This is a genomic window from Actinoplanes teichomyceticus ATCC 31121 (genome assembly GCF_003711105.1).
GTDB lineage: Bacteria > Actinomycetota > Actinomycetes > Mycobacteriales > Micromonosporaceae > Actinoplanes > Actinoplanes teichomyceticus.
Genome location: NZ_CP023865.1, coordinates 1662766 through 1687793, shown reverse-complemented (window position 1 = coordinate 1687793; position 25028 = coordinate 1662766). Strand labels below are relative to the sequence as shown.

At 74.3% G+C, this 25028-nt stretch carries 22 protein-coding genes; 11 read left to right on the top strand and 11 right to left on the bottom strand.

Annotated features, from left to right (window positions below):
- Positions 1-59 precede the first annotated feature (59 nt).
- Together ACTEI_RS07725 and ACTEI_RS07720 are read left to right on the top strand one after the other, a co-directional pair.
- Entirely contained in the window at positions 60-851 is a 792-nt protein-coding gene (locus tag ACTEI_RS07725; RefSeq protein ID WP_122977017.1) for a DUF308 domain-containing protein, read from the top strand.
- A gap of 48 nt (positions 852-899) precedes the next feature.
- On the top strand, positions 900-2312 hold the full coding sequence (locus tag ACTEI_RS07720; protein ID WP_122977016.1) for an alpha,alpha-trehalose-phosphate synthase (UDP-forming): 1413 nt from the start codon (positions 900-902) through the stop codon (positions 2310-2312).
- 273 nt (positions 2313-2585) lie between these two features.
- On the opposite strand, the gene ACTEI_RS07715 is transcribed toward ACTEI_RS07720, so the two are convergent.
- From ACTEI_RS07715 to ACTEI_RS07690, 6 genes are all read right to left on the bottom strand, one after another.
- On the bottom strand, positions 2586-3356 hold the full coding sequence (locus tag ACTEI_RS07715; protein WP_122977015.1) for an alpha/beta hydrolase: 771 nt from the start codon (positions 3354-3356) through the stop codon (positions 2586-2588).
- A complete protein-coding gene (locus ACTEI_RS07710; RefSeq protein WP_122977014.1) occupies positions 3353-4696 on the bottom strand; it encodes a flavin-containing monooxygenase in 1344 nt (447 codons plus the stop codon). Before ACTEI_RS07710 ends, ACTEI_RS07715 begins: the two co-directional genes overlap by 4 nt.
- 25 nt (positions 4697-4721) lie before the next feature.
- On the bottom strand, positions 4722-5399 hold the full coding sequence (locus tag ACTEI_RS07705; protein WP_122977013.1) for an endonuclease/exonuclease/phosphatase family protein: 678 nt from the start codon (positions 5397-5399) through the stop codon (positions 4722-4724).
- A 28-nt stretch (positions 5400-5427) separates the two neighbouring features.
- The gene (locus tag ACTEI_RS07700) at positions 5428-6378 is read right to left on the bottom strand and encodes an ROK family glucokinase (RefSeq protein WP_122977012.1); all 951 of its coding nucleotides are present in this window, start codon (positions 6376-6378) and stop codon (positions 5428-5430) included.
- 26 nt (positions 6379-6404) lie between these two features.
- The gene (locus tag ACTEI_RS36820; RefSeq protein WP_164465877.1) at positions 6405-6944 is read right to left on the bottom strand and encodes a hypothetical protein; all 540 of its coding nucleotides are present in this window, start codon (positions 6942-6944) and stop codon (positions 6405-6407) included.
- Positions 6945-8328: 1384 nt separating this feature from the next.
- Positions 8329-8781: an SRPBCC family protein gene (locus tag ACTEI_RS07690; protein ID WP_122977011.1), complete on the bottom strand. Its 453-nt coding sequence runs from the start codon at positions 8779-8781 to the stop codon at positions 8329-8331.
- Between the two features lie 91 nt (positions 8782-8872).
- Here ACTEI_RS07690 and ACTEI_RS07685 point away from each other — a divergent pair, with 91 nt between their 5' ends.
- The gene (locus tag ACTEI_RS07685; RefSeq protein ID WP_122981975.1) at positions 8873-10552 is read left to right on the top strand and encodes a sensor histidine kinase; all 1680 of its coding nucleotides are present in this window, start codon (positions 8873-8875) and stop codon (positions 10550-10552) included.
- Between the two features lie 7 nt (positions 10553-10559).
- Positions 10560-11228, top strand: coding sequence for a response regulator transcription factor (locus ACTEI_RS07680; protein ID WP_014688640.1), 669 nt, complete (start codon positions 10560-10562; stop codon positions 11226-11228).
- 407 nt (positions 11229-11635) lie between these two features.
- Here ACTEI_RS07680 and ACTEI_RS07675 read toward each other — a convergent pair whose 3' ends face one another.
- The gene (locus ACTEI_RS07675; protein ID WP_122977010.1) at positions 11636-12139 is read right to left on the bottom strand and encodes a MarR family winged helix-turn-helix transcriptional regulator; all 504 of its coding nucleotides are present in this window, start codon (positions 12137-12139) and stop codon (positions 11636-11638) included.
- A 68-nt stretch (positions 12140-12207) separates the two neighbouring features.
- On the opposite strand from ACTEI_RS07675, the gene ACTEI_RS07670 reads away from it, so the two are divergent.
- Positions 12208-13419 carry an MFS transporter gene (locus ACTEI_RS07670; protein WP_122977009.1) on the top strand — a complete coding sequence of 404 codons (1212 nt, stop codon included), beginning with the start codon at positions 12208-12210 and terminating at the stop codon, positions 13417-13419.
- Positions 13420-13664: 245 nt separating this feature from the next.
- Here ACTEI_RS07670 and ACTEI_RS07665 read toward each other — a convergent pair whose 3' ends face one another.
- From ACTEI_RS07665 to ACTEI_RS07650, 4 genes are all read right to left on the bottom strand, one after another.
- Positions 13665-14012: a TlpA family protein disulfide reductase gene (locus tag ACTEI_RS07665; protein WP_122977008.1), complete on the bottom strand. Its 348-nt coding sequence runs from the start codon at positions 14010-14012 to the stop codon at positions 13665-13667.
- 252 nt (positions 14013-14264) lie between these two features.
- The gene (locus ACTEI_RS07660; RefSeq protein ID WP_122977007.1) at positions 14265-15395 is read right to left on the bottom strand and encodes a glycosyltransferase family 4 protein; all 1131 of its coding nucleotides are present in this window, start codon (positions 15393-15395) and stop codon (positions 14265-14267) included.
- On the bottom strand, positions 15395-16651 hold the full coding sequence (locus tag ACTEI_RS07655) for a M48 family metallopeptidase (protein WP_122977006.1): 1257 nt from the start codon (positions 16649-16651) through the stop codon (positions 15395-15397). The genes ACTEI_RS07660 and ACTEI_RS07655 overlap by 1 nt, the downstream gene beginning before the upstream one ends.
- 63 nt (positions 16652-16714) lie before the next feature.
- A complete protein-coding gene (locus ACTEI_RS07650) occupies positions 16715-18019 on the bottom strand; it encodes an NYN domain-containing protein (protein ID WP_239082231.1) in 1305 nt (434 codons plus the stop codon).
- 233 nt (positions 18020-18252) lie between these two features.
- Here ACTEI_RS07650 and ACTEI_RS07645 point away from each other — a divergent pair, with 233 nt between their 5' ends.
- From ACTEI_RS07645 to ACTEI_RS07620, 6 genes are all read left to right on the top strand, one after another.
- On the top strand, positions 18253-20052 hold the full coding sequence (locus ACTEI_RS07645; protein ID WP_122977004.1) for a DEDD exonuclease domain-containing protein: 1800 nt from the start codon (positions 18253-18255) through the stop codon (positions 20050-20052).
- Between the two features lie 117 nt (positions 20053-20169).
- Positions 20170-21972: a RelA/SpoT family protein gene (locus tag ACTEI_RS07640; protein ID WP_122977003.1), complete on the top strand. Its 1803-nt coding sequence runs from the start codon at positions 20170-20172 to the stop codon at positions 21970-21972.
- A 32-nt stretch (positions 21973-22004) separates the two neighbouring features.
- The gene (locus ACTEI_RS07635; RefSeq protein ID WP_122977002.1) at positions 22005-22568 is read left to right on the top strand and encodes an NUDIX domain-containing protein; all 564 of its coding nucleotides are present in this window, start codon (positions 22005-22007) and stop codon (positions 22566-22568) included.
- A complete protein-coding gene (locus tag ACTEI_RS07630) occupies positions 22565-23404 on the top strand; it encodes a sugar phosphate nucleotidyltransferase (RefSeq protein WP_122977001.1) in 840 nt (279 codons plus the stop codon). Before ACTEI_RS07635 ends, ACTEI_RS07630 begins: the two co-directional genes overlap by 4 nt.
- A 264-nt stretch (positions 23405-23668) precedes the next feature.
- Positions 23669-23956 carry an Lrp/AsnC family transcriptional regulator gene (locus tag ACTEI_RS07625; RefSeq protein WP_122977000.1) on the top strand — a complete coding sequence of 96 codons (288 nt, stop codon included), beginning with the start codon at positions 23669-23671 and terminating at the stop codon, positions 23954-23956.
- Between the two features lie 227 nt (positions 23957-24183).
- Positions 24184-24969, top strand: a complete 786-nt coding sequence (locus tag ACTEI_RS07620) for a hemerythrin domain-containing protein (RefSeq protein ID WP_122976999.1) — start codon at positions 24184-24186, stop codon at positions 24967-24969.
- Positions 24970-25028 lie beyond the last annotated feature (59 nt).

The following is a 25028-nucleotide window of genomic DNA, read 5'->3' as shown; positions in this document are numbered from 1 at the left end:
CGCAAGAGGCGCCTGCCGTGTCACCATTCAAGGCACGGTCGGCGAGGGGGTGTGGATCGGTGACAGCGGGTGGCGCCCGTCGCGGGCGGCGGGACAACGGGCTCGACGCGGCCGATTACGCGGTCGCGGGCGACGTCGATCCACGCATCGGGGAGCACCTGCTCGACGTGCTGGCCGCCGACAACATCGCGGCCTACCTGCAACCCACCGCGGACCTCAACCCGATCCTGCGGGCCACCACCCTGCCGGCCCGCCCGATCGACCGGCTCTACGTCGACCGGACCCACCTGGCGGCCGCGCGCGAGCACCTGCAGCAGGTGACCGGCGGCACCCCACCGACCCGGCCCGCCGAGACCCCGCCGGCGCCCCGGCCGCAGGCCGAGGTGGACGCCGAGTGGGAGAAGATCATCGCCGGCTTCCACACCACCGTCGACGGGGCGACCGCGCCCTGGCCCGCCGCCGAGGGCACCACGTCGGACACCGAGCGCCGGGAGAGCGGCCGGCCGGTCGGCGAGGACGGGCGCCCGCTGCACCGTCGCCGCACCGACCCGCCGGCCGTGCACCCCGTGGTCGACCCGTTCGACTTCCCGGACGGCGCCGACGACGAGGAGGAGCGGTACGTCCCACCGCCTCCCCCACCGCTGCCGCACATTTCGAAGTACGCGGTCGCCGGCGTCCTCGGCGTGGTCCTCGGCTTCGTGCTCTTCCTCTTCCCGGTGCTGATCCCGATCGACACCTTCTACGTGATGCTCTTCGGTTTCGCGGCGATCGTCGGCGGCGCGGCCACCCTGGTCTGGCGGCTGCGCTCGGGTGACGACGACGACGACTTCGACGACGGTGCCGTGGTGTGAGCCAGACTGCATCGACAAGCATCGGTGCGGTACCGGTAACCTACGGTGATGCGCCAGAGTTCACTCGTGGTCGTCGCCAACCGTCTGCCCCTCGATGACAACGCCGCCCCGGACGGCGCCTGCGAGTGGCGGCGCAGCCCCGGCGGACTCGCCAGCGCCCTGCACTCGATCCTGCGGCAGGCCCCGGCCACCTGGGTCGGGTGGGCCGGCGGGATGGGCCCGGCCCCGCGCCTGCCGGACATCGGCAGCCTGCGGTTGCGCCCGGTCCCGCTGACCGCCGAGGAGCAGCGCGGCTACTACGAAGGGTTCGCCAACGCCACCCTCTGGCCGCTGTACCACGACGCGGTGCAGCAGCCGGTCTTCCAGCGGGAGTGGTGGGACACGTACCGCGCGGTCAACCAGCGGTTCGCCGAGACCGCCGCCGAGGTGGCCGACCGGCACGCCGCCGTCTGGGTGCAGGACTACCACCTGCAGCTGGTCCCGCAGATGCTCCGGGAGATGCGCCCCGACCTGCTGATCGGCTTCTTCATGCACGTGCCGTTCCCGCCGCCCGAGCTGTTCATGCAGCTGCCACGGCGGGTCGAGCTGGTGCACGGGATGCTCGGCGCGGACCTGGTCGGCTTCCAGCGCGAGCAGGCCGCGCACAACCTGGCCCAGCTGGCGAAGAAGCTGCTCGGCGCGGAGACCACCGCGGGGGCGATCACGGTGGGCGGGCGGACCGTGCGTACCGGGGCGTTCCCGGTCTCCATCGACGTCGCCGAGATGCGAGCCCTGGCCACCCGGCCGGACGTGCGCAGCCGGGCCCGGCAGCTGCGGCGCGATCTGGGCGAGTCGAAGCGGATCCTGCTCAGCGTCGACCGGCTGGACTACACCAAGGGGATCGAGCACCGGCTGACGGCGTACTCGGAGCTGCTGCGCGACGGGCACCTCAAGGTGCGCGACACCGTGCTGGTGCAGGTCGCGGTGCCCAGCCGGGAACGGGTGGAGAGCTACCGGGACCTGCGCGACCGGATCGAGGGCGAGGTGGGCCGGATCAACGGCGAGTTCGGGCGGGTCGGGGAGACCGCCATCCACTACCTGAACCAGCCGTTCGACCGTTCCCAGCTGGCCGCGCTGTACCAGACCGCGGACGTCATGGTGGTCACCCCGCTGCGGGACGGGATGAACCTGGTCGCCAAGGAGTTCGTGGCCGCCCGCGAGGACGACTCGGGCACCCTGGTGCTCAGCGAGTTCGCCGGGGCCGCCGCCGAGTTGGAGCAGGCGTTCCTGGTCAACCCGCACGATCTGGACGGGCTGAAACAGACCCTGCTGCGGGCGTTGAGCGCGGACCCGGCCGACAAGCAGGCCCGGATGCGGGCCATGCGCCGGCACCTGGCCGAGCACGACATCATGGCGTGGGCGCGCGCCTACCTGACCGCGCTGGACCACACCGGCCGGCTGGCCCGGCGCATGCTTCACTGACCCACCCGCGGCGTCCCGGGACGCCCGGGCGCCGGGCGTCCCGGCACGCCCGGGCGACCCTTTCCGGGTACGCCCTCGGGCCCCCGCCCGGCCCGCGCCCCGCCCGTCCACGAGGCACGGGACGGCCCGGAGCGCGCCCCCGCCCGGCCGCGAGACGCGGGCACGGCCCGGAGCGCGCCGGGACCTCGCGCGGGAGCCGCACGGGGCTCGGCCGGGAGGCCTGCGGGCGGGACTCCATCGCCGCGTACCGGGAAAAGATCCGACCCGGACCGCTCAGACCTCCTTGACCAGCCAGTCGAGGATCGCGTCGATCGGCTCGGCCCAGTTCGGCTCCAGCATCAGGTCGTGCCCCATGCCGGGGAACATCAGGGGGGCGCCGCCGTACGCCGCGGCGGCCCGGTCGAGCGCCCCGCGCGTCACCACCCGGTCGTCCGGGCTGCCGGCCACCAGCACCGGCGGCGCGCCGACCGCGCGCGGCGGGACCGCGCGGCGGAGCAGTTCGGCGCGCGGCCGCGGGTCGATCCGGCTCAGGTGTCCGGCGGCCTGCGCGGCCGGCAGCCCGGCGCCGAACAGCTGCCGGGCGGAGAGCCGCAGCCGGCCGCCGAACAGCGCCGGCAGGGTGCCACCCGGATTGGCCCGCAGCGCCGCGCCCAGCGCCGACCAGCCGTCCAGCACCGGGGCCACCAGCACCGCGGCCCGGGCCGGGTACCGCCCCAGGGCGCGGGCCACCACGAGCGCGCCGACCCCGTGCCCGACCAGCACCGCCTGGCGCGGCAGCGACGCCGCGGTCTGCACCACGTCGTGCACCCGCGCGCGCAGGTCGCCGCCGGGGCGCGGGCCGAGCACGTACGCCGGGAAGCCGCGCCCGGCCGCGTGCGGCAGCCAGTGCTCGGCGAACGTCCACGCGCCGTGGCCGAGCCCGGGCACGAACAGCACCGGCGGGCGCCCCCGGTCCTCGTCGGGAAGCAGCGCGGCCACCTCCCGCTCGGCCGGCCGGACCGGATCGGCCCAGTCGTCCAGACGCAGCAGATCAAAAGCGGTCATCGCGCCGACTCCATCTGGTTCAGCAAGCTCTCCAGCGAGCGCAGATAGTCGATGTGATCGACCTCGAACCAGTGCCGCTCGGTCCGCACCACGCGCCGCCGTGACCAGGTCCCGACCGGCCGCTCCGACTCCTTCTGCTGCACCGCCGCGGCCCGCGACGGATCGGTCAGACGCAGCCGCAGCCAGTGCGCCACCGCCACGCTCTGCCAGTGCGCCAGCGGGAACACCCCGGAGTCCGGCTGCACCAGGCCGATCACGGCGAGCGTCGGATGCTTGCGGGCGAACACGTGCAGGTGCAGGTCGGGGCGGCCGTGCTCGTCGGTGTCCAGCAGCTGCGGGGCGAGGAACTCGAAGCGGGGGCGGTACCCGGTCGCGGTGATCACCAGGTCCGGCTCGATCCGCCGCCCGTCGGCCAGCTCCACCGTCGCGCCATCGAAAGCGGTCACGTCCGGCACCGGGGTGATCCGCCCGTGACCCAGGTAGTAGGGCAGCTGGCTGTTGACCACCGGGTGGCTCTCGAACGGCTGGTGATCGGGCGCGGGCAGGCCGAAACGGGTCAGGTCGCCGGTGGTCAGCCGGACCGCGCGGCGGTGCAGCCACTGCCGCAGGCGCGACGGCAGCCGCCACCGGTGCAGGCGGGCGCCGACCTGGTCGGCGGGGCGGCCCAGGAGGTACTTGGGGGTGTGCCAGTAGCCGCGCCGGGTGGAGTGCCACACCTGTGCCGCCTGCTGGGCGGCCTCCACCGCGATGTCACAGCCGGTGTTGCCGCCGCCGACCACCAGCACCTTCCGGCCGCGCAGCAGAGCCGGATCCTGGTACGTGCTCGCGTGCATCACCCGCCCCCGGAACTCGCCGGGAATGTCCGGGTGGCGGGGGTCCCAGTTGTGGCCGTTGGCGACGATCACCGCGGCGTACCGCTGGGTGCGCGACGAGCCGCCCCCGGTCGACCGGATGGTCACCTCCCAGCCGCCGTCCCCGGTCGGGGTGGCCGACACCACCTCCATGCCGAACCAGATGTGCTCGCCGAGCGCGAAGTGTGCGGCGTACCGCTCCAGGTAGGTCAGGACCTGACTGTGGTGCGGGTAGTCCGGCCAGGTGTCCGGCATCGGGAAGTCGGGGAACTCGGTGAGCGGCCGGGACGAGATCAGGTGGGCGCCGGCGTAGACCGGGCTGCGGTCGTGCCGCCAGTTCCAGGCCCCGCCGACCGCGGTCTCCCGCTCGTAGCAGTCCACCTGGAAACCCAGCTCACGCAGATTCTTGACGGCGGTCAGGCCGCTGGCGCCGGCGCCCACGACGCAGACGGCGTCGCGGCGGTCGCCCGGGTCCGGGGAGTCGTGCACCCGGCGATCCTGCCAGACCGGGCGCTCAGCCGGAAGGGAGCAGGAGGTCCGCGAGGACCGGTAAATGATCACTCGCGGCACGTGCCCGATCCGTCGCGATGATCTCGTATCGGGCGATGCCCACGTCCGGGGTGACGAAAAGCCCGTCGATGCGCCGGCTGGGCGCGGCGGCCGGGAAGGTCGGGACGTCCTCGGTGGTGGTCAGCAACCCGTCCTCGACGGTTCGCCAGGCGCCGCCGCCCGGCCCCTCGTTCAGGTCGGCGGCCGCGATCACCGGGCCCTCCAGCTTGACCAGCTCGGCCTTCCAGTACGCGGCCTGCGCCGGTCGCTCGGCCGGATCGGTGGCCAGGTGCGATCCGGAGACGGTGAACGACGCGCCGCGCACCCGGCCCTGCGCGAAGAACGCCCCGCGCAGGTGCCGGCCCGGGGTCAGCGGGTAGCGCAGGCACCACGTCGCGCCGACCGCCACCCGCAGGCTGACCAGCAGCAGGTTGCCCAGGGCGGGCAGGCCGCCGGCGGCCATCACCAGGCCGCACTCGTCGGCCAGCACGGCGCTGCGGTGCCGCCAGCCGAAGCGGCGCGGGGCCTCCTGCACCACGAGCACGTCCGGGGCCAGCTCACGGACCAGGCCGACCAGCGCGGCCCGGTCGTCCCTCAACCCGTGCACGTTCCAGCTGAGCACGCGCAGCGGCACCCCGGACATCCTCGTCCCCTATCCCCGGCGCGGTCGCTCAGCCACGCCGGGCCAGGTCGGCCGCCCCGACCACGCCCGCCACGTTGCCCATCTGGGCGGCGTGCACCTCGGCGACCGGGAACCGGTTGCGCTGGGCCAGCTGATCCCGGTACGTCCGCTCGGCCGGCCCCATCAGCAGCGGACCGGCGTCGACCACGCCGCCGCCGATCACCAGGATCTGCGGGTCCAGGCTCTGCGCCAGGTCGGCCAGCGCGACCCCGAGCCAGTAGCCGATCTGCGCGAACGCGTCCATCGCCACGCCGTCGCCGGCCCGGGCCGCCTCGGTGATCTGCCGTCCGCTGATCGCCAGCGCGTCGCCGCCGGCCAGCTCCAGCAGTTTGGCGGCGCGCTCCGGCTCCTGCCGCGCGCCCGCGCGGGCGAACCGGACCAGGGCGTTGCCGCTGGCGTACTGCTCCAGGCAGCCCAGCCGGCCGCAGCCGCACGGATGCCCGTCCGGCACCGACTGGAGGTGGCCGAGCTCACCGGCGATGCCGTTGGCGCCGTGCCACAGCTTGCCGTTCAGCACGATGCCGCCGCCGATGCCGGTGCCCACGGTGATCATCACCATCGAGTCGTCGGCGTGCCTGGCCACCCCGAACCGGAACTCCGCCCAGGCGGCCACGTTCGCGTCGTTCTCCAGCACGGTCGGCAGGCCGACCGCCTTGGAGACGTAGTCGCGCAGCGGCTCGTCGCGCCAGGCCAGGTTCGGCGCGAACAGCACGGTCGAGCCGGCCGCGTCGATCCATGCCGCGGCGCCGATCCCGACCGCGGTCGCCTGCGGGTACTGCGCCGCCAGCTCGGCGGCCACCTCGACGATCGTGTCCCGGGTCCCGGCCGGGTCCTCCGCCGGCGTCGGCCGACGGTTCGACGCGAGCACGTTGCCCTGCTCGTCGACCACGCCACCGGCCACCTTGGTGCCGCCGACGTCGATTCCGATGGTCAGCGTCACGCTGCCCGTCCCCTCTGATGCAAGTTTCACACCGCGTCGCCGTCGCGGGCGCCGTCGCCCGGCCGCGCGTCGCGATCCTCGGGCGCCGAGGCGCCCAGCTCATGATCCACGCTACGGGTTGCCGCCGGGCCGCCTGCGGCGGCCTCCGTGGTCGCCGCCGACCGGCCGGCAGAGCCCGATCCGGTACGCATACCCGCAGCCTGTCGCCCCGACCCGCCGCGCTCACCGGCCGGCGCCGGGTCCGCGTCGCGGGCGACTCCCGCCACCCCGGTGACGGCCGCCGCGCCGGAGCCCTGCGCCCGGACGGGCGCCTCCAGCTCGCCGGACGGCTGCGCCTCATCGGGCGCCGCCGCACCGGACGGCTGCGTCCGGACGGACGCCTGCGCCTCGCCGGACGCCCCCGCACCGGACCGCTGCGTCCGGACGGACGCCTGCGCCTCGCCGGACGCCCCCGCTCCGCCGGTGTCCGTGGCGTCAGCGCTCGTGCCGTCCGCCGTGGTCTCGGGGCGTTCCTCAGCGGTTTTCCGCGCGGCTGCCCGGCGGGCGTCCGCCACCGCCGCGGCCACCGCCTTCTCCGCGGCCCGGGCCCGGGCTCGGGCCGCTTCCGCGGCTCGGGCGCTCTCCGCGGTCGCAACCGCCCACGGGTCCCCGGCCGGACCCGGCCGCCGGATGGCAGCCGCTCCCGGCCGCTGACCGGAGCCGGCTGCCGGCCGCTGACCGGTTCCAGACTCAGGGACATCACTTCCGGCCGCGACGCCCGGAGCTGCGGTGTCCTGAGTCGCGGCGTCTCGGGCCGCAGCGTTTCGGGTCCCGGCGTCTCCGGCCGCAGCGTTTCGCGTCCCGGCGTCTCCGGCCGCAGCGTTTCGCGTCCCGGCGTCTCCGGCCGCAGCATCCCGCGCCGCGATGTCCCGGGCCGCGGCGTCTCGGACCGCGGCGCGGCGGGCAAGGTCGGCCTCGCGGGCCAGATCGGCCTCCCGGGCGCTCGCCGCCGTCGCCGCCGCCCACGCGTCCGCGCCCTCGCCGGCCGGTTGCGGCACGCGCGGCGCGGGCCTGCCCGCACGGGTCGCCGCCGACCAGGCCGCGTCGGGGCTGGGCGCGCGGCGGGCCGCTCCCCCGCCGGATGGCGCCGTCGTGGAACGGCGTGGCCGTTCACCCCGCAGCGATCCGGCGAGCGTGGCCAGGCCGCGCAGCACACCGGCCGCCCCGGTGGCGATGTCCCCGGCCCCGGTGGCGAGCCGGTAGGCGGTCTCCGGGCTGGGGTCACGAACGGCGGCGATGGCCCGGCACACCGGGCACACACAGCACTCGGCGCTGCCGGCCGCCCAGGCTCCTCCCGCACCCACGTGCGCGGCCGAAGCGGACCGACCGGCGCCGGCCCCGGCGGACCGACCGGCGCCGGTCCCGGCACCCGCGTGCGCCGACGAGCCCGGGGCGCCGCGGACGCCAGCCGCGGTCACCGGGGAGGAAGGGGCCGCAGGCGACGAAGCGGACCCGGGGGAGGCGGCAGACGCGGACGAATCCGCCCCGGATGAGGCAGTGGAACCGGATGAATCCGGGTCGGACGAATCGGGAACCGGCGAACCGGTGGAACCGGGCGGATCGGAAGCAGCGGCGGGAGAACCGGGCGAGGCGGAAGGACCGGACGAGCCGCGAGCAGCGGGGGAAGCAGGAGAACCGGAGGAAGCGGGCGAACCGGCGGAACCCGGATCACGGGTCACCTCGCCGAGCAGGCCGAAGAAGCCGTTCACCGCGTCCCCGACCAGTGCGGCCACCTCGGCCACGGGCGAGCCGGCGCCGTTCTCCGTACGCGAAGGGGGGCCGGAGTCGCGGCGACCGCGCGCCGCGGCGCCCAGGCCGCCCGCCGCCGCTCTGGCGAGGATCGTGGCGACCAGCCGCTCGGCCTCCTCGCGCGCTGACCCGGGCATCCGCTCCCCCTCACACCCGCCGCGGTCAGGCCGCGGGCAGGCTCTCCACCCGGCGCTTGAGCTCCCTGAGCGCCGTATCCATGATCATCTTCTCCGCCTTGCGGCGGAACATCCCGAGCATCCCGATGGCCAGCTCGACCGCGAGGGTGTAAGTCACGGTAGTTCCGCCGTCCGCGTTCTCCACCAGGTCGTAGGACCCCTCCTGGGATTTCTGCGTCTTGGACGGCGCGACCAGGTGCCACTCGATGCGGGACAGGTCGTCGGCGTACGCGTACTCCAGGGTGTACTCGTCGGCCATCACACCGGCGTCGATCCGGAAGGTCACCTGGGCGGCGTAGCCGTCCTCGTACTCCTCGACGACCGTGACCTGTTTGATCGCCTCGGCCCACTCCGGATAGCGCGGGAAGTCGCAGATGACCGCGGCCACCCGGGCCAGGGGAGCATCAACCTGGATCGACTGCGTCGAGGTGTCCGCCATGCACCGGAGGCTACCCGCTGCATACGACAAAGCACGCCACCGCCCCGTCGCCGACGAGCCGATGTCCGCCGGTGCCGCTACCATCCGTGACGTGCCAGCCCAAGCCAGCGGATCCACGCGCATCCGCCCGCTCGAAGCCGCGTCGCGCGTGATCATGCTCGCGCTGGTCGCGGCGCTCACCGTCATCTTCACCGGCGACCCGCGCCAGCTCGGCTGGATCGCCCTGCTGACGGTCGCCGCGCTGCCCGCCTTCGTGGCCCGTGACCATCCGGTCTGGGCCCCGGCGGGCCGGTTCGCCGAGGTGATCGTGACCGGGCTGGCGGCCGGCTCGGTCGCCGCCGCGGCCGACTCGGTGGCGGCCGGCTTCGGCGCCGAGGCGGTGCTGCCCTACCTCGCCGTCCCGCTGCTGACCGCGGCCCTGCGCCGCCGGGCGACCGAGGGCGCGGCGCTGCTCGGCGTGGCGGCGGTGGCGCTGGTGGTCGGCGGGGCGCTGGCCGGGCCACGGACCGTGCTCGCCTCGGCGGGCTATCTGGCGGCCGGTGGGCAGTGGCTGGTGCTGGGCGCGATCGTCACGTTCGCGGCCGAGGCGATGCGGCAGTTCCTGCAGCCGGCCGAGCCCACCCCGCAGCCGTACGCGGAGGCCACCCGCCTGCTCACCCAGCTGCGCAGCGTGGCCCGCTCGCTGCCGGGGGCGACCCTGGACCCGGGCGGCATCTCCGAGCACCTGCTGGAGGAGTTGCGCGCGGTCAGCCCCGGCGACCGTGCCGCGGTGCTGTCGGCCAGCGGCGGTGGCCGGCTGGTCGTGCTGGCGCAGACCGGCGCGGAGCGGGTCGACTGGGAGACCACGCTCGACGCGGACTCGGCGATCGCCGACGCCTGGGCCACCCAGCAGCCGCACGTGGCGAGCCGGTCGCAGGCCCGCACCCATCCCGGCGGCGAGGTGTCCTCGCTGGTGATCCCGCTGGTGGCCGGGGTCCGCACGATCGGGCTGGTGATCCTGGAGACGGACGCCGCGGGGGCGTACCCGCCGGCGGTCGTGCAGAGCGTCACCGAGGTGACCGGTCCCGCCGCGCTGCGACTGGAGGCGGCCCTGCTGTTCGACGACGTCCGCTCGCTGGCCACCAACGAGGAGCGCCAGCGGCTGGCCCGGGAGATCCACGACGGGGTCGCCCAGGAGCTGGTGATGGTCGGGTACGGCATCGACAACGCCCAGGCCACCCTGCCGGAGGGCGCCGACGAGACGGCCGAGGAGCTGCGCACGCTGCGCGGTGAGGTGACCCGGGTGATCACCGAGTTGCGGCTGAGCCTGTTCGAGCTGCGCTCGGAGGTGGACCGCAACGGCGGTCTGGCCGCCGCCATCGCGGAGTACGCCCGGACCCTGGGCACCAGCGCCGGCCTCCGGGTGCACTTCACCTTCGACGAGTCGACCGCCCGGCTGCCCGCGGCCACCGAGGCGGAGTTGCTGCGCATCGCCCAGGAGGCGATCACCAACGCCCGCAAGCACGCCGGGGCCTCGAATCTCTGGGTGACCTGTACGGTCGATCCGCCGTACGCGGAGATCGAAGTATCCGACGATGGCAAGGGTTTCGCCGACAACCGCCCCGACGGCCGGTACGGTCTGACCATCATGGCCGAGCGGGCCGAACGCATTCGGGGTCGTCTCAAGATCACTCCAAGACACCCCAGCGGGACAACCGTCGCCGTAGTGCTCGGAACCCCGCCTCGGCGCGATAGCGTGCGGGATAGCGTTTCCGCTCCAGAAGGGGAGTAACCCGAGCATGTCGACCAGTCCTGCGCCGACGACGCGCACCAAGGTCCTCCTTGTCGACGATCACGACCTGATCCGTAAAGGGCTGCGACACGCATTCGAGCGCGACCGGCAGTTCGAGGTGGTCGGCGAGGCGGCGACGGCCGCGGAGGCGGTGCGCCAGGCGGGCGCGCTGCAGCCGGATGTCGTGATCATGGATTTGCGGCTGCCCGACGGCAGCGGCCTGGAGGCCACCCGTGCCCTCCGCAAGAACAACGCCAACATGGGCATCGTGGTGCTGACCATGTATGCCGGCGATGACCAGCTCTTCGGCGCCCTCGAGGCCGGGGCCAGCGCATTCGTGCCGAAGACCGCCCCGGCGGACGAGGTCGTGGCGGCCGCCCGGCACGCCGCGTCGGCGCCCAGCGCGTTCACCGCGGCGGACCTGGCCGAGGCGATGAAGCGCCGGCTGGCCCCGTCCGGTCCGCAGCTGTCCCCGCGCGAGGGGCAGGTGCTGCGGCTGCTCGCCGACGGCATGAGCGTGGCCGGGATCGCCAAGCAGCTGTTCGTCTCGGAGTCGACCGCGAAGACCCACATCTCCAAGCTGTACGAGAAGCTGGGCGCGGCGAACCGGGCGCAGGCGCTCATGACGGCGCTGCGGCTTGGCCTGCTGGAAGCCCCGGACGCACCGAAGTTCTAGGCTTTCCCGGCATTTTCGGCGTTTCTCGGCATCGGCCGACGAATCGCCAGATACGCCTCGCGCTCCGGACGCCGCCCGGATGCCATGCCGAGAAGCGCCACGAGCGGGCCGGAGGAACGCCGCGAGCCGCGCGGCGCGAAACGGCGCCGCGTGTCAGGCAGTGCAGAGACGCCGCAAACCGCGCGGCGCGGAAACGCCACGAACCGCGCGGTACGGAAACGCCACGAACCGCGCGGCGCGGAAACGCCACGAACCGCGCGGCGCGGAAACGCCGCAAGCCGCGCGGTACGGAAACGCAACCGCGCGGTACGGAAGCGCCGTAAGCCGGCCGAGGGCCGCGATGACGAGGCCGGGGGTCTCCGCGCCCCGCCACGTGCCCCCGCGGAGACCCCGGGAACGCGAGCCGGTCATTCCCCCAGGCTCGCCAGAACCTTCCGCAGCAGCGCGTTCAGGTGCGCCAGCTCCTCCCGCCCGAGCGCGTGCAACGCCTGCTGATCCCGCGCGATGCCCTCGAAGATGTACCGGTTCCACATCTCCCGGCCCTGCGGCGTGGGCCGGATCAGCACCCGCCGCCGGTCGCTGGCGTCGATGGTGCGGGTCACCAGGCCGGCCGCCTCCAGTCGGTCCAACCGGCTGGTCATGGCCGCGCGGGTGACGTTCGCCGCCTCGGCCAGCTGGGCCGGGGTGGCCTCGGTCGGCCAGGGCTGGACCATCAGCACGTGCAGGGTCTTGTAGTCCTGCAGCGTGAAGTCCTCGTCGCCGCGGGCGAACGCCGCCGCGTCCGAGCGCTCGATCCAGCGCAGGATGTGCTTCATCCGCACCAGGGCGCCCTCGACCTCGGGGTCGAAGGCCGGCTCGTCCTTCCAGAACGCCGACCAGCGCGCGACGTGCTGATCCACACCATCTTCCATGCCCTGATTCTGACACGCCTCTGATTATTAGTTGCCTAATAGTTAGACGCTGAACTAGCTTGTCCGCCATGACTCGCGACTTCCGTCTCCTCGCCACCGGCCAGACCCTGTCCTGGCTCGGCAACGGCTTCCAGACCGTGGCGCTCGCGGTCGCCGTGGTCACTCATGGCGGCGGCACCCGCGACCTCGGCCTGGTGATGGCCTCCTCGGTGGCCACCATGCTGGCCGGCACGCTCTTCGGCGGCGTCTGGGCCGACCGGCTCCAGCCGCGCGCGGTCATGGTCGTCTCCGATCTGGTGCGGCTGGTCGCCACGGCCGGCATCGCGGTGATGTTCGCCCGCGGCGGCTACCACCTGTCCCTGCTCTGCGCCCTCACCGTCGTCTCGGCCGGCGCGGGCGCGTTCTTCACCCCGGCGATGAGCGCGCTCAAGCCGCTGCTCGTCCCGGACGCCCGGCGACAACGGGCCAATGCCACGCTCAGCATGCTGCAGACCGGGTGCGGCATCGCCGGTCCGGCGCTCGGCGGCCTCACCGTCGCCGCCTTCGGCGCACCGGCCGGCTTCGCCGTCAATGCGGTCAGCTTCCTGGCGTCCGGGGTCGCCGCCGCTTTCCTGCGGGTACGGGCGGAGCGCGGCTCCCGCGAGTCGATGTACCGGGAACTCGCCGCCGGGTGGCGCGAGATCCGCAGCCGGGACTGGCTGCTCGGCGGCCTGCTCGGGGCCACCGTCTACCACGTCGCCAACGGCGTGATCCTGGTGCTGGTGCAGTTCGTCGCGGTGAAACGGCTCGGCGGCGCGCACGCCATCGGCTACATCTCCGGAGCCGAAGGGCTGGGCGGTCTGCTCGGCTCGGCGCTGGCGCTGCGCCTACGGCCCCGGCGCCTGCTGCGGGCCGGCTGGCTGGCGCTGCTGCTGATGCCGGTCTGGGCGCTGGCGTACGTCTGGCCCGGCACGCTGACCGCCGTGCTGGTGGGCGCGATCATCGGGTACGGCGGCCTGATGTTCTTCGACGTGGCCTGGGAGACCGCGATCCAGGACCGGGTCCCGCAGGCGATGCTGGGCCGGGTCACCTCCTGGGACTACCTGACCTCGTTCCTGGCGATGCCGGTGGGCAGCGCCCTGGCGGGCCCGCTGTCGGCCCGTCTCGGGGTGGACCGGGTGCTCGTCGGGTGCGCGTTCGTCCTGTTCGCCGCGGGCCTCTCCCAGCTGCTGATCCCCGGCTCCCGCAACCTCACCCGCGCCACCGCCCCCGCTCCGACCGCGATCCCGGCGCCCGCCTGACCCGCCCCGGCGCCGAACAACCACCGCCGGGACCACGTCGAGCACCGGCCCGGGATCGCCGGCCGGCTCGGCGTGGCAACCGGCCCCACGAAGCCCGATCCGCACCAGCCGACCAGCACCGATCCACCACCGCCACCAGCCGGACACCGCCGGCTGGCGCTCACGCTCGCTAACCGGGCAGCAAGACCACCGTCAACGCCGGCCCGTGCCGCCCGGCCGCGCGCGGGGGTCGTGAGATCAGGCGATCAGGAGGTGGACGACACCGGGAGCAGCCCGGCCAGGGCGGCGACCAGCTGCGCTTTCGTGGGCACGCCGGTGGCACGCTTGGCGATCCGGCCGTCGCCGCCGAGGATCAGGAGCGTCGGGGTACGCCGGATGTTGAGCGCACGGACCTCGCCGAGGTGGCTCTCGGCGTCCACCTCGACGTGGCGCACCGCCGGCAGCAGGGCGGCCACGTCCGCGCAGACCCGGCGCATCGCCCGGCACGGCGCGCAGAACGCGGTGGAGAACTGCACCAGCGTGACCTTGCCGGCCGCCACCCCGAGCCGTTCCAGCAGGGCCGGATCGGGCCGGTCATCGTCGGGGGAACTCACCGGCCCAGTCTCCCTCGCGACCGCCACGACGCGCTCCCCGGCACCCGAGGCAGGCCGGCCGATTCGAACCCCACCGGCCGACTCCAGCGGCCCGGATCCCCGTCGTTCGCATCCCGGATGGCACGGCCACTCGCCGGCGCCCCGCACCGGCCATACCACGGCCGGTGTCTGCCTGCTGGCGACCGTGGGGGGTCGTCGCGCTGGCGCCGTGACCACCTCCCGCCAGATCCGCCGCCGAGTCCGCGACGCGACTCAGCCCGGTGGGCTGAGCAACTCGGTCAACCGGGCCGCCTGGGTCTCCCAGCGCCACTCCCGCTCCACCCACGCGCGCCCCGCCCTACCCATCGCCCGCGCGCGATCCGGATCGGACAGCAGACCGGCGACCCGGTCGGCGATGGCGGCCACGTCCGAACCGCCGACGACGTACCCGGTCTCGCCCTCGCGGACCGCGTCCGGCGCGCCGCCGGAATCGCCGCCGACCACCGGCAGGCCGGTCGCGGACGCCTCCAGGTAGACGATGCCGAGACCCTCGACGTCCAGGCCGGCGGCACGGGTGCGGCACGGCATGGCGTACACGTCGCCGGCGGCGTAGTGCTCGGGAAGCTGCGCCCACGGCACCGAGCCGGTGAACACCACGTCCGCCTCGACGTCGTGCTCCCGGGCCAGGCGGGCCAGGGTCTTCCGGTACGGCCCTCCGCTGACCAGCAGCAACGCGGCCCCGGGCACCCGGCGACGGATCTCCGGCAGGGCGCGGATGAGCATGTCCTGCCCCTTGCGCGGGACCAGCCGGGACACGCAGACCACCACCGGCCGGTCGGCGAGCCCGTGCCGCCCGCGCACCGCGCTCCCGTCCACCCCGGGGTGGAACGTGTCCACGTCGACGCCGGGCGCCAGCCGCCGCAGCCGGGTCAGGCCGTGCAGGGCCCGATCGAGGCGGACCCGCTGGTACTCCCCGAGATAGGTGATCACGTCGTTGCCCCGGGCGATCCGGCGCAGCAGGCCACGGGCGCCGGGCAGCGCCGCCCAGCCGATCTCGTGCCCGTGGGTGATGCCCACCGCGCGGGTCACCCCGGCGTCGCGGCGCAGGCCGTGGGCGAGCAGGCCGAGCGGGGCGGCCGCGCCGAACAGGACGGTGTCGCAGCCGTGCGAGCGGGCCAGCTCGGCGGCCCGGCGGGCGACCCGCGGGGTGGGCAGCAGGATCCCGGTGTCCTCGCGCACCACCTCGAACGGCTGCTCGGCATCGAACGCCGCCGCGCCCTTCCAGGTCGACGAGTAGACCACGACCGAGCCGGCCGGCTGGCGTACCGCGAGGTTGTGCACGAACTGCTGGATGCCGCCGGGCCGGGGCGGAAAGTCGTTGGTGACCAGCAGGGTACGTCCCATCAGCGCTCGCCCCGGGCGTACGCGCGGGCCGCGGCCATCCGCTGCACGGTGGACGGGTGCGAGGCGAACATCAGGAACTCCCAGCTGGGTGGATCGGGATCGGACAGGTTGACGGTGCCGAGGCGGCGCTGCATCGCCTCGAAGGTCTGCGGGTCGCCGGTCAGCGCCAGGGCGTGCCGGTCGGCGCGGGCCTCGATGCGGCGGGAGACGAACGCCTGGACCGGTCCGGCGGCCAGCCCGGCGATCGCGGCCAGGGCCAGTAGCAGGCCGATCGCGCGCGGCTCGCCGATCGAGTCGACCCCGGCCAGGCGCAGCAGCCCGGACCAGGAGCCGAGCAGGTAGACCGCGATCACCGCGACCGCGGCGCCGAGCGCGCCCAGGATCGTCCCGGTGAGCACGTCGCCGTCCTTGGCGTGCCCGAGCTCGTGCGCGGCCACCGAGAGCACCTCGTCCGGGGTGGCCTCGGTCAGCATGGTGTCGTAGACGACGATCCGCCGGGTCGGGCCGAGGCCGGAGACGTACGCGTTGACCGCCCGGGTGCGCCGGGACGCGTCGGCGACGAGCACGTCGCGCACCGGTACGCCGTCGGCGTCGGCCAGGGCGATCAGTTCGGTGCGCAGCGGGCCGTCCGGCATCGGGGTGAACCTGTTGAAGACCGGCTCGACCAGCACCGGCAGCACGAATGAGAGCAGCACCACCAGCCCGGCCGCGCCGGCCGCGCCGAACGCCCACCACCAGCGCGGCGCGAAGTGCGTGACGGTGAAGAAGCCGGCCAGCGCCAACCCGCCCAGCACCGCCCCGACCGCGAGGGATTTCAGCAGGTCGACGCTCCAGCCGCCCCAGGACTGGGTGGAGATGCCGTACCGCACCGCGATGGTGTGCCGCCAGGCCGCGAACGGCAGCGTGAGCAGCTCCCCGGCGAGCACCACGAGCAGGCCGCCGAGCACCGCGCGGGCCAGCCAGTGGCCGCCGAACGGCCGCCCGGCCAGCTCGACCAGCCGCGCGCCGGCCGGGGTGAGGCCGAGCGCCAGCGTCACCAGCAACCCCACCGCCATGCTCAGGTAACCGCCGGGCCGCAGCTCGGAGCGGAACTGCCGGGCCCGGGCCACCTGTTCGGCGGGCAGCTGGCCGAGCGCGGCGATCTGGTCGGCGCGCGGCGCGGGCGCGCGGTGCCAGGGCACCGTCAGCGCCGCGACGACCGCGAGCGCCGCCAGCAGCACCCCGAGCGTGACGAGAGCCCACAACCGGACGGTCATGACCGATGATCCTAGGTCCTGCCCATGATCACGCCACGTGGCGGCGGACGCGACGACAAGAGGTCAGGACCGGGCCAGACGGCGCAGCAACGAGTCCGCGCCCATCGGGTACGCCCCGTGCCGGCGCACCCCGTCGGCCACCTCCCGGTCGGACGAGACCACCACCACCGGGCGGCCCGGCGGCTCGGCCCGGACCAGCTGCCGGATCAGCTCGTCCGCGGTGGTGCCCTTACGGGAGAAGAGCACCCGCACGCCGCGCGGCGCGGGCGGCAGGCCGTGCACCCGCTCGGCCCCGTCGAAGACCACGGTCACCTCGTCGCCGGTCTGCGCGGCGATCCCGCCCAGCCCGGTGATCAGGCGTTTGCGCTGCTGCTCCAGGGAGATGTCGGCGAAGCCGCGCTTGGTCACGTTGTACCCGTCCACGATCAGGTGGGCGCGCGGCAGCGCGAGCAGCTGGTCGAGCCGGCCGGGGTCGTCGGTGTCCTGGGCGCGCGCCCGGGAACGCTCCGGCGCGCCGGGACGGTCGGCCGCGGCATCCGCCACGAAGTCGGCGGGCAGCCGGTCGCTCGGGTCCAGGGCCAGCTCCCGGCGCAGCCCGGAGGCGGCCTGCCCGATCGTCTCGAGCAGCAGCCAGAGCCGGGCGTCGTCGACCGCCCGGGCGTCCTTGACCGCCTGCCTGCCGGTGGCCGCGGCGGCCTCGGCGTCGGCGAGCCGGGAGCGCATCCGGCGTACCTCCGCCTCGTGGTCCAGGGCGGCGCGTGCCGCGCGCCCCTTCTCCGTGGCCAGCAGCTCGGCCGCGCGCTTCTGCGCGGCCTGTGCCTCGCGCAGCGCCCGGGCCGTGGTGCGGGCCTCCTCGCGCAGCTGGCCGAGCTCCTCGCGGACCCGGGCCAGCTCGTCGCGCAGCTTGTCGGCCTCCACCCGGGCCACCGCCCGGTCGTGCTCGGCACGGGTGGCGCGCTGCTCGGCGGCGCGCAGCCGGTCCGCCTGGGCCGCGCTGTCCGCATCGGCCCGGACCACGTCGCCGGCCGCGTCGATCAGCTCCCGCCAGCCGTCCGGGCGGGCCAGGTAGGCCAGCGCGGCGACCTCCACCGGGTCGGCCGCGGCCGGCGCCAGCCCGCCGGTCACGGCGGCCCCCAGATCGCCCGCCTCGGTGACGATCCGGGTGCCGATCCGCTGGCGGAACAGCGGGTCGGCGGTGAGCTGGGCGGCGATCTCCCGGCCGCCGAGCCGGGCCCGCCGGTTCGGCGCGAAGCGGGCGACCCGGCGCAGCGCGACCGGGATCTCGTCGGCGGGCAGGCCGGGCAGCGCCGCGGCGGCCAGCGTCATGATCCGCTGACGGACGGGCTCGGGGAGGATCGGCTCGGGCATGGCCGGCTCGGGGAGGATCGGCTCGGGCGCGACGACGCCGTCCTGCGGGACCGTCTGCGCGGTGAGATCCGCAGCCGTCGGCGCCGCCTCCTCTGCGGGGCGGTCGGCGGGGTTCAGCGGCGCGGACATCTCCCCATTCTCACACCGTGGCCCGGCAAAACGCTTGTCGAGTCAAGTGATCTTTTACGGCCGGGCTCGGTTTCTGTCGTACCCCCGCTCTAGTGTTGCCCGCCGTGGCACAACGGGCTTACGTGCAGGGCACTCTGGACACGCTGCTGTCCGCCGACGGCTCGGTGGATCCGGCCGCGGTGTCCCTGGCCGACACCACCTTCGTGGTGCTCGACCTGGAGACCACCGGTGGCGCTCCGGACGGCGGCGGGATCACCGAGATCGGCGCGGTCAAGGTGCGCGGCGGGCAGCGGCTCGGCGAGTTCGGCACGCTGGTCAACCCGGGCCAGCCGCTGCCGCCGTTCATCACCGTGCTGACCGGCATCACCGAGGCCATGCTGCGCCCGGCCCCGCCGATCGAGACGGTGCTGCCGGCCCTGCTGGAGTTCCTGCGCGGCGCGGTGCTGGTCGCCCACAACGCGCCGTACGACGTGGGTTTCCTCAAGGCCGCCTGCGCCCGGCACGGCTACCCGTGGCCCGCGCCCCGGGTGCTGGACACCGCGGCCCTGGCCCGCCGGGCGCTGACCCGCGACGAGGTGCCCAACCGCAAGCTGGGCACCCTGGCCCGGTTCTTCCGCTCCGCGGTGGAGCCCACCCACCGGGCGCTGGACGACGCCAAGGCCACCGTCGACGTGCTGCACGGGCTGATCGAGCGGCTGGGCAGCTTCCGGGTGCACACGCTGGGCGACGCGATCGAGTTCGCCAAGGCGATCACCCCGGCCCAGCGCAGCCGGCGGCACCTGGCCGACAACCTGCCGCACGTGCCCGGGGTCTACATCTTCCGGGCCGCCGACGACCGGCCGCTCTACGTCGGCACCAGCAAGGACGTCGCCACCCGGGTGCGCAGCTACTTCACCGCCGCCGAGAAACGCGCCCGGATCTCCGAGATGCTCACCGCCGCGGTGCGGGTGGAGGCGGTGGAGTGCGCCCACTCGCTTGAGGCCGAGGTGCGCGAGCTGCGGCTGATCGCGTCGCACGCCCCGCCGTACAACCGGCGGTCGAAGTATCCGGAGCGGATGGTCTGGCTGAAACTGACCACGGAGGCGTACCCACGCCTGTCCGTGGTCCGGCGGTTCGCCGAGGACGGCGCGACCTACCTGGGCCCGTTCTCCTCCCGGCGCACCGCCGAGCTGGCCGCGGCCGGGGTCTACGACGCCGTGCCGCTGCGGCAGTGCAACCACAAACTCTCGCTGCGCGCCAAGACACCGGCGTGCGCGCTGGCCGAGCTGGGCCGCTGCCCGGCGCCGTGCGAGCACGAGATCACCCCGCAGGAGTACGACGTACGCGCCGCGTTGCCGTTCCGCACGGCCACCTCCGGCGACCCGGGCCCGGTGATCGCCGCGATCCTGGCCCGGATCGAGACGCTCAGCGACAAGCAGCGGTACGAGGAGGCCGCGACCGTCCGGTCCCGCCTGATCGCGCTGCTGCGCGCGCTGATCCGGATGCAGCGGCTGGACGCCCTGACCCGCCTGCCGGAGATGGTCGCGGCGCGGCGGGACGACAAGGGCGGCTGGGAGATCGCGGTGATCCGGCACGGCCGGCTGGCCGCCGCGGCCACCTCCCCGCCCCGCGAGCACCCGCGCCCCACCCTGGACGCCGCCCGGCTGACCGCCGAGACGGTCCTTCCCGGACCGGGCCCGGTGGCCGCCGCGTCCGCCGAGGAGACCGAGCGGATTCTCGCGTGGCTGGAGCGGGTGGACACCCGCCTGGTGGAAACCTCCGGCGACTGGGTGTCACCGGCTCGTGGCGCCGCGCGTTTCACCAGCCTGCTCACCAGGGCCGAGGCCGCCGCCGCAACCCAAGACTCGACCGTTCGCCTATCGGTAACTGACCGTTCGGATGACGCTCGCTCGCTTAGGCTGTAAGGCACGCGCGATCCTCCGGTGATTCCCGCTCGTGATGCGTCGTGGGATGTTCAGTCACCACAGGTTCGCGTGCCATGCTTCGCGAGAAGGATGGACGATCGGTGAGGGGGTGTCCGGGTGGACGTCGACGCCGGCCACGGCGCCGCTCTCGGTCGTGCCCTGCCGGCCACCACGTCCCAGGCCGGTTCAGCCAGCCCGCTGCGCTTCGCCCAGCGCCTGCGCTCGCTGCTGAGTTTCCAGGGCAACGACGACGACCCGGTCTCCGAGCTGGCGCGCACGCACCGCAGCATCCACCCGTCGGCCGATGTGGCCGTGCTGCGCCGCAGCTACGCGATCGCCGAGAGCATGCACCGCGGCCAGTTCCGCAAGTCCGGCGACCCCTACATCACGCATCCGCTCGCGGTCGCGCAGATCTGCGCCGAGTTGGGCATGGACACCACCACCCTGGTCGCCGCGCTCCTGCACGACACGGTGGAGGACACCAGCTACACCCTCGAGGCGCTGCACGGCGACTTCGGCCCCGAGGTGAGCCACCTGGTCGACGGTGTGACCAAGTTCGACAAGGCGTTCTACGGCAAGGCCGCCGAGGGCGAGACGATCCGCAAGATGATCGTCGCGGCCGGCAAGGACGTCCGGGTGCTGGTGATCAAGCTGGCCGACCGGCTGCACAACATGCGCACACTGGACGCCCGCTCCCCCGCCTCCCGGGCCCGGATCGCCAACGCCACGCTGGACGTGCTGGTCCCGCTCTGCGACCGGCTCGGCATCCAGGCGCTCAAGCGCGATCTCGACGACGTGGTGCTCTACCACCTGGAGCCGGACGCGTTCGCCCGGATCGACGAGCACGTGAAGAACCGTCCCGGATGGAACGAGTACCTGGCCGACGTGTCCGCCAAGGCCCGTGTCGCGCTGCGCCGCTCCCGGGTGGACGCCGAGGTGACCCCGCGTCCCCGGCACTACTACTCGATCTGGAAGGACACCGTCGCCGGCGGCCACACCGTACCGCTGGACCTGCCCCGGATCGCGGTCGTGGTGGACGGTCCGGAGACCGACTGTTACGCGGCGCTGGGCGCGATCCACGGCCGCTGGCGCCCGGTGGCCGGCCGGTTCAAGGACTTCATCGCCTCGCCGAAGAACAACCTGTACCGCTCGTTGCACACCACTGTGGTGGGTCCGGAGGGCCGCCTGGTCGAGGTGCTGATCCGCACCCAGACCATGCACCGGTACTCGGAGTACGGCGTCGCCACCAGCTACCGATATCCCAAGGTGTCCGAGGAGCCGCCCGGCGCGGACCAGCTGACCTGGCTGAAACGCGTGCTGGACTGGCAGCAGGACACCACCGACGCCACGCAGTTCCTCGACTCGCTCCGATGTGACCTGGCCGAAGCTCAGATCACCGTCTTCGCGCACGGCAACGCCTACGAACTCCCCGGTGGCTCCACCCCCGTCGACCTGGCGTACGAACTGGGCCCGCAGAAGGGCGACCAGTGTCTGGCCGCCACCATCAACGGACGTCTCGCCCCCCTGGGCTCCCCGCTTCGCGACGGCGACGTCGTCGAGATCTTCTCGGAGACCGACGGGCACGTCGAGGTCGAGCCGAACGCGCCGCGCGGCCCCCGCCGGGAATGGCTCGGCTTCGTCAAGTCCAGCCAGGCGCAGATGCAGATCAACCGCTACTTCGACGAGCGGAACGAGCCCGGCATCAGCATCACCGACAAGGTACGCCTGGGCCGGGCCACGATCGGTCTGACTCTCCGCAAGCACGACCGCGGCCTGGCCAGCGAGGTGCCGCTGCGCCGGCTCGCCGAGGACCTGGGCTACCCCGACCTGGAAACCCTGCTGGTCGCGGTCTGCGAGCGCACGGTCGAACCGGACGCGGTGGTCGAGCAGCTCATCGCCATGGTCGACCACCCGGACTGAGGTACACGGCTCGCCCGGCTAGCCTTGGGCGCGTGAACATCTCTCGGCAGGTGCGCGGCCTGGCATACCAAGCGTTCTACGGGCTGCCGCTGCCGGTGCGCCGCCGCCTGGCCCGGACGATCTCCCCGAAGTATCTGGTCGGCGCGGTCGCGCTGGTCCGCGACACGGAGGCCGCCGAGCCGGGGCGGATCCTGCTGCTGCGCCAGCCGCCGGGCCGTGCCTGGGGCCTGCCGGCCGGTCTGCTCAAGCGTGGCGAGCTGCCCGCCGTCGGCGCCGCCCGGGAGTTGCACGAGGAGACCGGCGTCCGGATCGAGCCGGGTGACCTGCGCCCCGGCAATCCGAATGCGATCGTCCATCCCGGCGGCGGCTATGTCGACACGGTGTGGTTCGGCTGGGTGCCGGCGTCGAGCACCGCGCTGGTGGTGGACGGCGGCGAGGTGTTGGAGGCCGCCTGGTTCCCGCTCGACGATCTGCCCCGGCTCACCTGGCCGACCCAGCGCCTGCTCGGCGTCTACGGCCTCGGCCCGAGCGCGGGTGAGCTGCCCCCGTCGGTCCCGTCCGCCGACGCCGCCCCGCACCGGGACTCCGCCCCGTGAGCGCCCCGGAGGTCTGCGGCGTCGTGCTGGCCGCCGGTGAGGGCCGGCGACTGCGCCCGCTCACCGAGTCGGTGCCCAAGGCGCTCTGCCCGGTCGGCAACCTGCCGCTGCTCGATCACGCGCTGCGCCGGCTGGCCGGGCTCGGGCTGACCGGGCCGGACCGGGTCGGGGTGAACGCCGCCTACCTCGCCGATCAGGTCGTCGCGCACGCCACCGGTCGCGCGCACCTGTCGGTCGAGCCGGACGGGCCGCTGGGCACCTCGGGTGGGGTGGCCCGGCTGCGGGACTGGATCGGCGGCCGGGGCGTGCTGGTCGGCAACGCGGACGCGTACCTGTCCGATCCGCTCCGGCCGCCCGGCAAGGATGTCGAGGCGTTGCTGACCGGCTGGTCCGGCGAGACCGTACGGATGCTCACCAAACCGTGCCTGCCGGGCACCACCGGCGGGTTCAGCGGAAACCGCTTCGCGGGTTTCTCGCTGATCCCCTGGCGGTACGTCGCGGCCCTGCCCGACCGGGCCGACAATCTGGTACGCACCGTGTGGCGCCCGGCGGAGGCCGAGGGCGAACTGGAGCTGATCGGGTACGACGGCTACTACCTGGACACCGGCACCCCCGGCGACTACCTGACCGCGAACCTGCACGCCGCCGGCGCCGGCCTGATCGACCCGTCGGCCGAGGTCACCGGCACCGCCGTGGAGTCGGTGATCGGCGCGGGCGCCCGGGTGGCCGGCAGCGTCACGCGCTGTGTGGTGTGGCCGGGCGCGTCGGTCGAGCCGGGCGAGTCGCTCACCGGCGTCATCCGGGCCCCCGGCGGCCTCACCGTCCCGGCCCCCTGACCGGACGATCCGCTCACCGGCACCCTCCCGGCCCCGGCGGCCGCACCGCCCCGGCCCCCTGACCGCACGACCCGCTCACCGGCACCCTCCCGGCCCCGGCGGCCGCACCGCCCCGGCCCCCTGACCGCACGACCCGCTCACCGGCACCCTCCCGGCCCCGGCGGCCGCACCGCCCCGGCCCCTGACGGGCACGCGCCCGTCGCCGGCACCGGTGTGGATAGCATGGTCGCGGAATGTTCCGCCTCATGGGTGAGGAGACCTCAGGTGAATACCGCGATCGTCCATATCGACTGCGCCACCGACGCGATTCCCGAGGTAGCCGAGGCGCTCGCCGCGCTGGAGGGCGTCAGCGAGGTCTACTCGGTGGCCGGCAACGTCGACCTGATCGCGATCGTCCGCGTCGCCAAGTTCGACGACATCGCCGAGGTCATCGCCGGCCGCATCTCGAAGACCCCGGGCGTCGTCAACACCGAGTCCCACATCGCCTTCCGCGCCTACTCCAAGCACGACCTGGAGGACGCCTTCGCCATCGGCCTGCCCGACGCCGACTGACACGGTCCCCGCTCCACCGCCCGCCCCCGCCGTTCGTCCCGGCTGATCGCCCGGCACCGCGACGGCCCGACGGGCCCCTCCGATCATCGTGCGGCATCCGTGGTGGTCACCGGACGCCCTGATGCCCCTCCGCGCCGGCTCACCCGCGGGTTAGCGACTTCGCTGCGTTATGCCGTCCGTGCAGCGGGTAGCCGCGGTGCAGACCGGAGAAACGGGGGCGACCAGGCATGAGGTCGATTGCTGCGCAGACCGTGCAGGAGCTGGGTGGTCCAGGCAGCGTCCTGGTGCGGATGCGGCAGGAACACAGCCGGATGGAGCGGATGCTCCAGCGTCTCGATCGCACGCGCGGCGATGACCAGGACGCGATCCTGATGCGCCTGTGGCGATTCGTCTTCCCGCACGCCTATGCCGAGGAGACGCTCGTGTGGCCGGCGATCCGTGCGGTCGCGGACGACGGTGACGAGACGACCCTGCACATCGAGGAGGGGCATCAGAAGCTCAGCGAGCTGACCGCGGCGTTGGATCGCACCCCGCCCGGCGCCCCCGGCCGTGACGACCTCATCGCGGAGGTCGTCGCGGAGCTGCGGCTGGACATCCGCGAGGAGGAGGACATGCTGCTGCCACGGTTGCAGGCCGGACTGACGCCGCGGCAGCTGCGGCGCCTGGGCCTGGGCTGGCAGCTGGTGCGTTGCACCGCTCCGACGCGCCCGCACGTCGCCGTCTCGCGCCGGCCCCCGGGCAACGTACTCGTGGCCGTGCCGCTGTCGGTGCTGGACCGCTGCCGGGACCGTCTGGACAGCATGGCCCGGCGCAGCAGCGGCCGGGTCCGTGCCCGCGCCGAGAGGGCAAGCGCCGTGCTGTCGGCGGTCGCCGGCCGGGTGGAGCGGCTGGGACCGGCACGCCGGGGTGAACGAGCCCCAACTCGGCCCGGGCGCTGGACGGTGCACCGTTGGCTGACCGAGGCGATGGACGCGCGACATCCCGCTCGTGCGCGCAAGACGGCGCGGTCCTGAGCCATGCCGGCGGACGCCCGCGTCCGGGCCGTGCACGGCTGACGCCGGAGCGCGAGGTC

Excerpts from the sequence above, each read along its gene's own strand:
- ACTEI_RS07720 (WP_122977016.1), top strand. The coding sequence starts at position 900 with ATGCGCCAGAGTTCACTCGTGGTCGTCGCCAACCGTCTGCCCCTCGAT.
- ACTEI_RS07715 (WP_122977015.1), bottom strand. The coding sequence starts at position 3,356 with ATGACCGCTTTTGATCTGCTGCGTCTGGACGACTGGGCCGATCCGGTC.
- ACTEI_RS07705 (WP_122977013.1), bottom strand. The coding sequence starts at position 5,399 with ATGTCCGGGGTGCCGCTGCGCGTGCTCAGCTGGAACGTGCACGGGTTG.
- ACTEI_RS07690 (WP_122977011.1), bottom strand. The coding sequence starts at position 8,781 with ATGGCGGACACCTCGACGCAGTCGATCCAGGTTGATGCTCCCCTGGCC.
- ACTEI_RS07680 (WP_014688640.1), top strand. The coding sequence starts at position 10,560 with ATGTCGACCAGTCCTGCGCCGACGACGCGCACCAAGGTCCTCCTTGTC.
- ACTEI_RS07675 (WP_122977010.1), bottom strand. The coding sequence starts at position 12,139 with ATGGAAGATGGTGTGGATCAGCACGTCGCGCGCTGGTCGGCGTTCTGG.
- ACTEI_RS07670 (WP_122977009.1), top strand. The coding sequence starts at position 12,208 with ATGACTCGCGACTTCCGTCTCCTCGCCACCGGCCAGACCCTGTCCTGG.
- ACTEI_RS07660 (WP_122977007.1), bottom strand. The coding sequence starts at position 15,395 with ATGGGACGTACCCTGCTGGTCACCAACGACTTTCCGCCCCGGCCCGGC.
- ACTEI_RS07655 (WP_122977006.1), bottom strand. The coding sequence starts at position 16,651 with ATGACCGTCCGGTTGTGGGCTCTCGTCACGCTCGGGGTGCTGCTGGCG.
- ACTEI_RS07650 (WP_239082231.1), bottom strand. The coding sequence starts at position 18,019 with ATGCCCGAGCCGATCCTCCCCGAGCCCGTCCGTCAGCGGATCATGACG.
- ACTEI_RS07620 (WP_122976999.1), top strand. The coding sequence starts at position 24,184 with ATGAGGTCGATTGCTGCGCAGACCGTGCAGGAGCTGGGTGGTCCAGGC.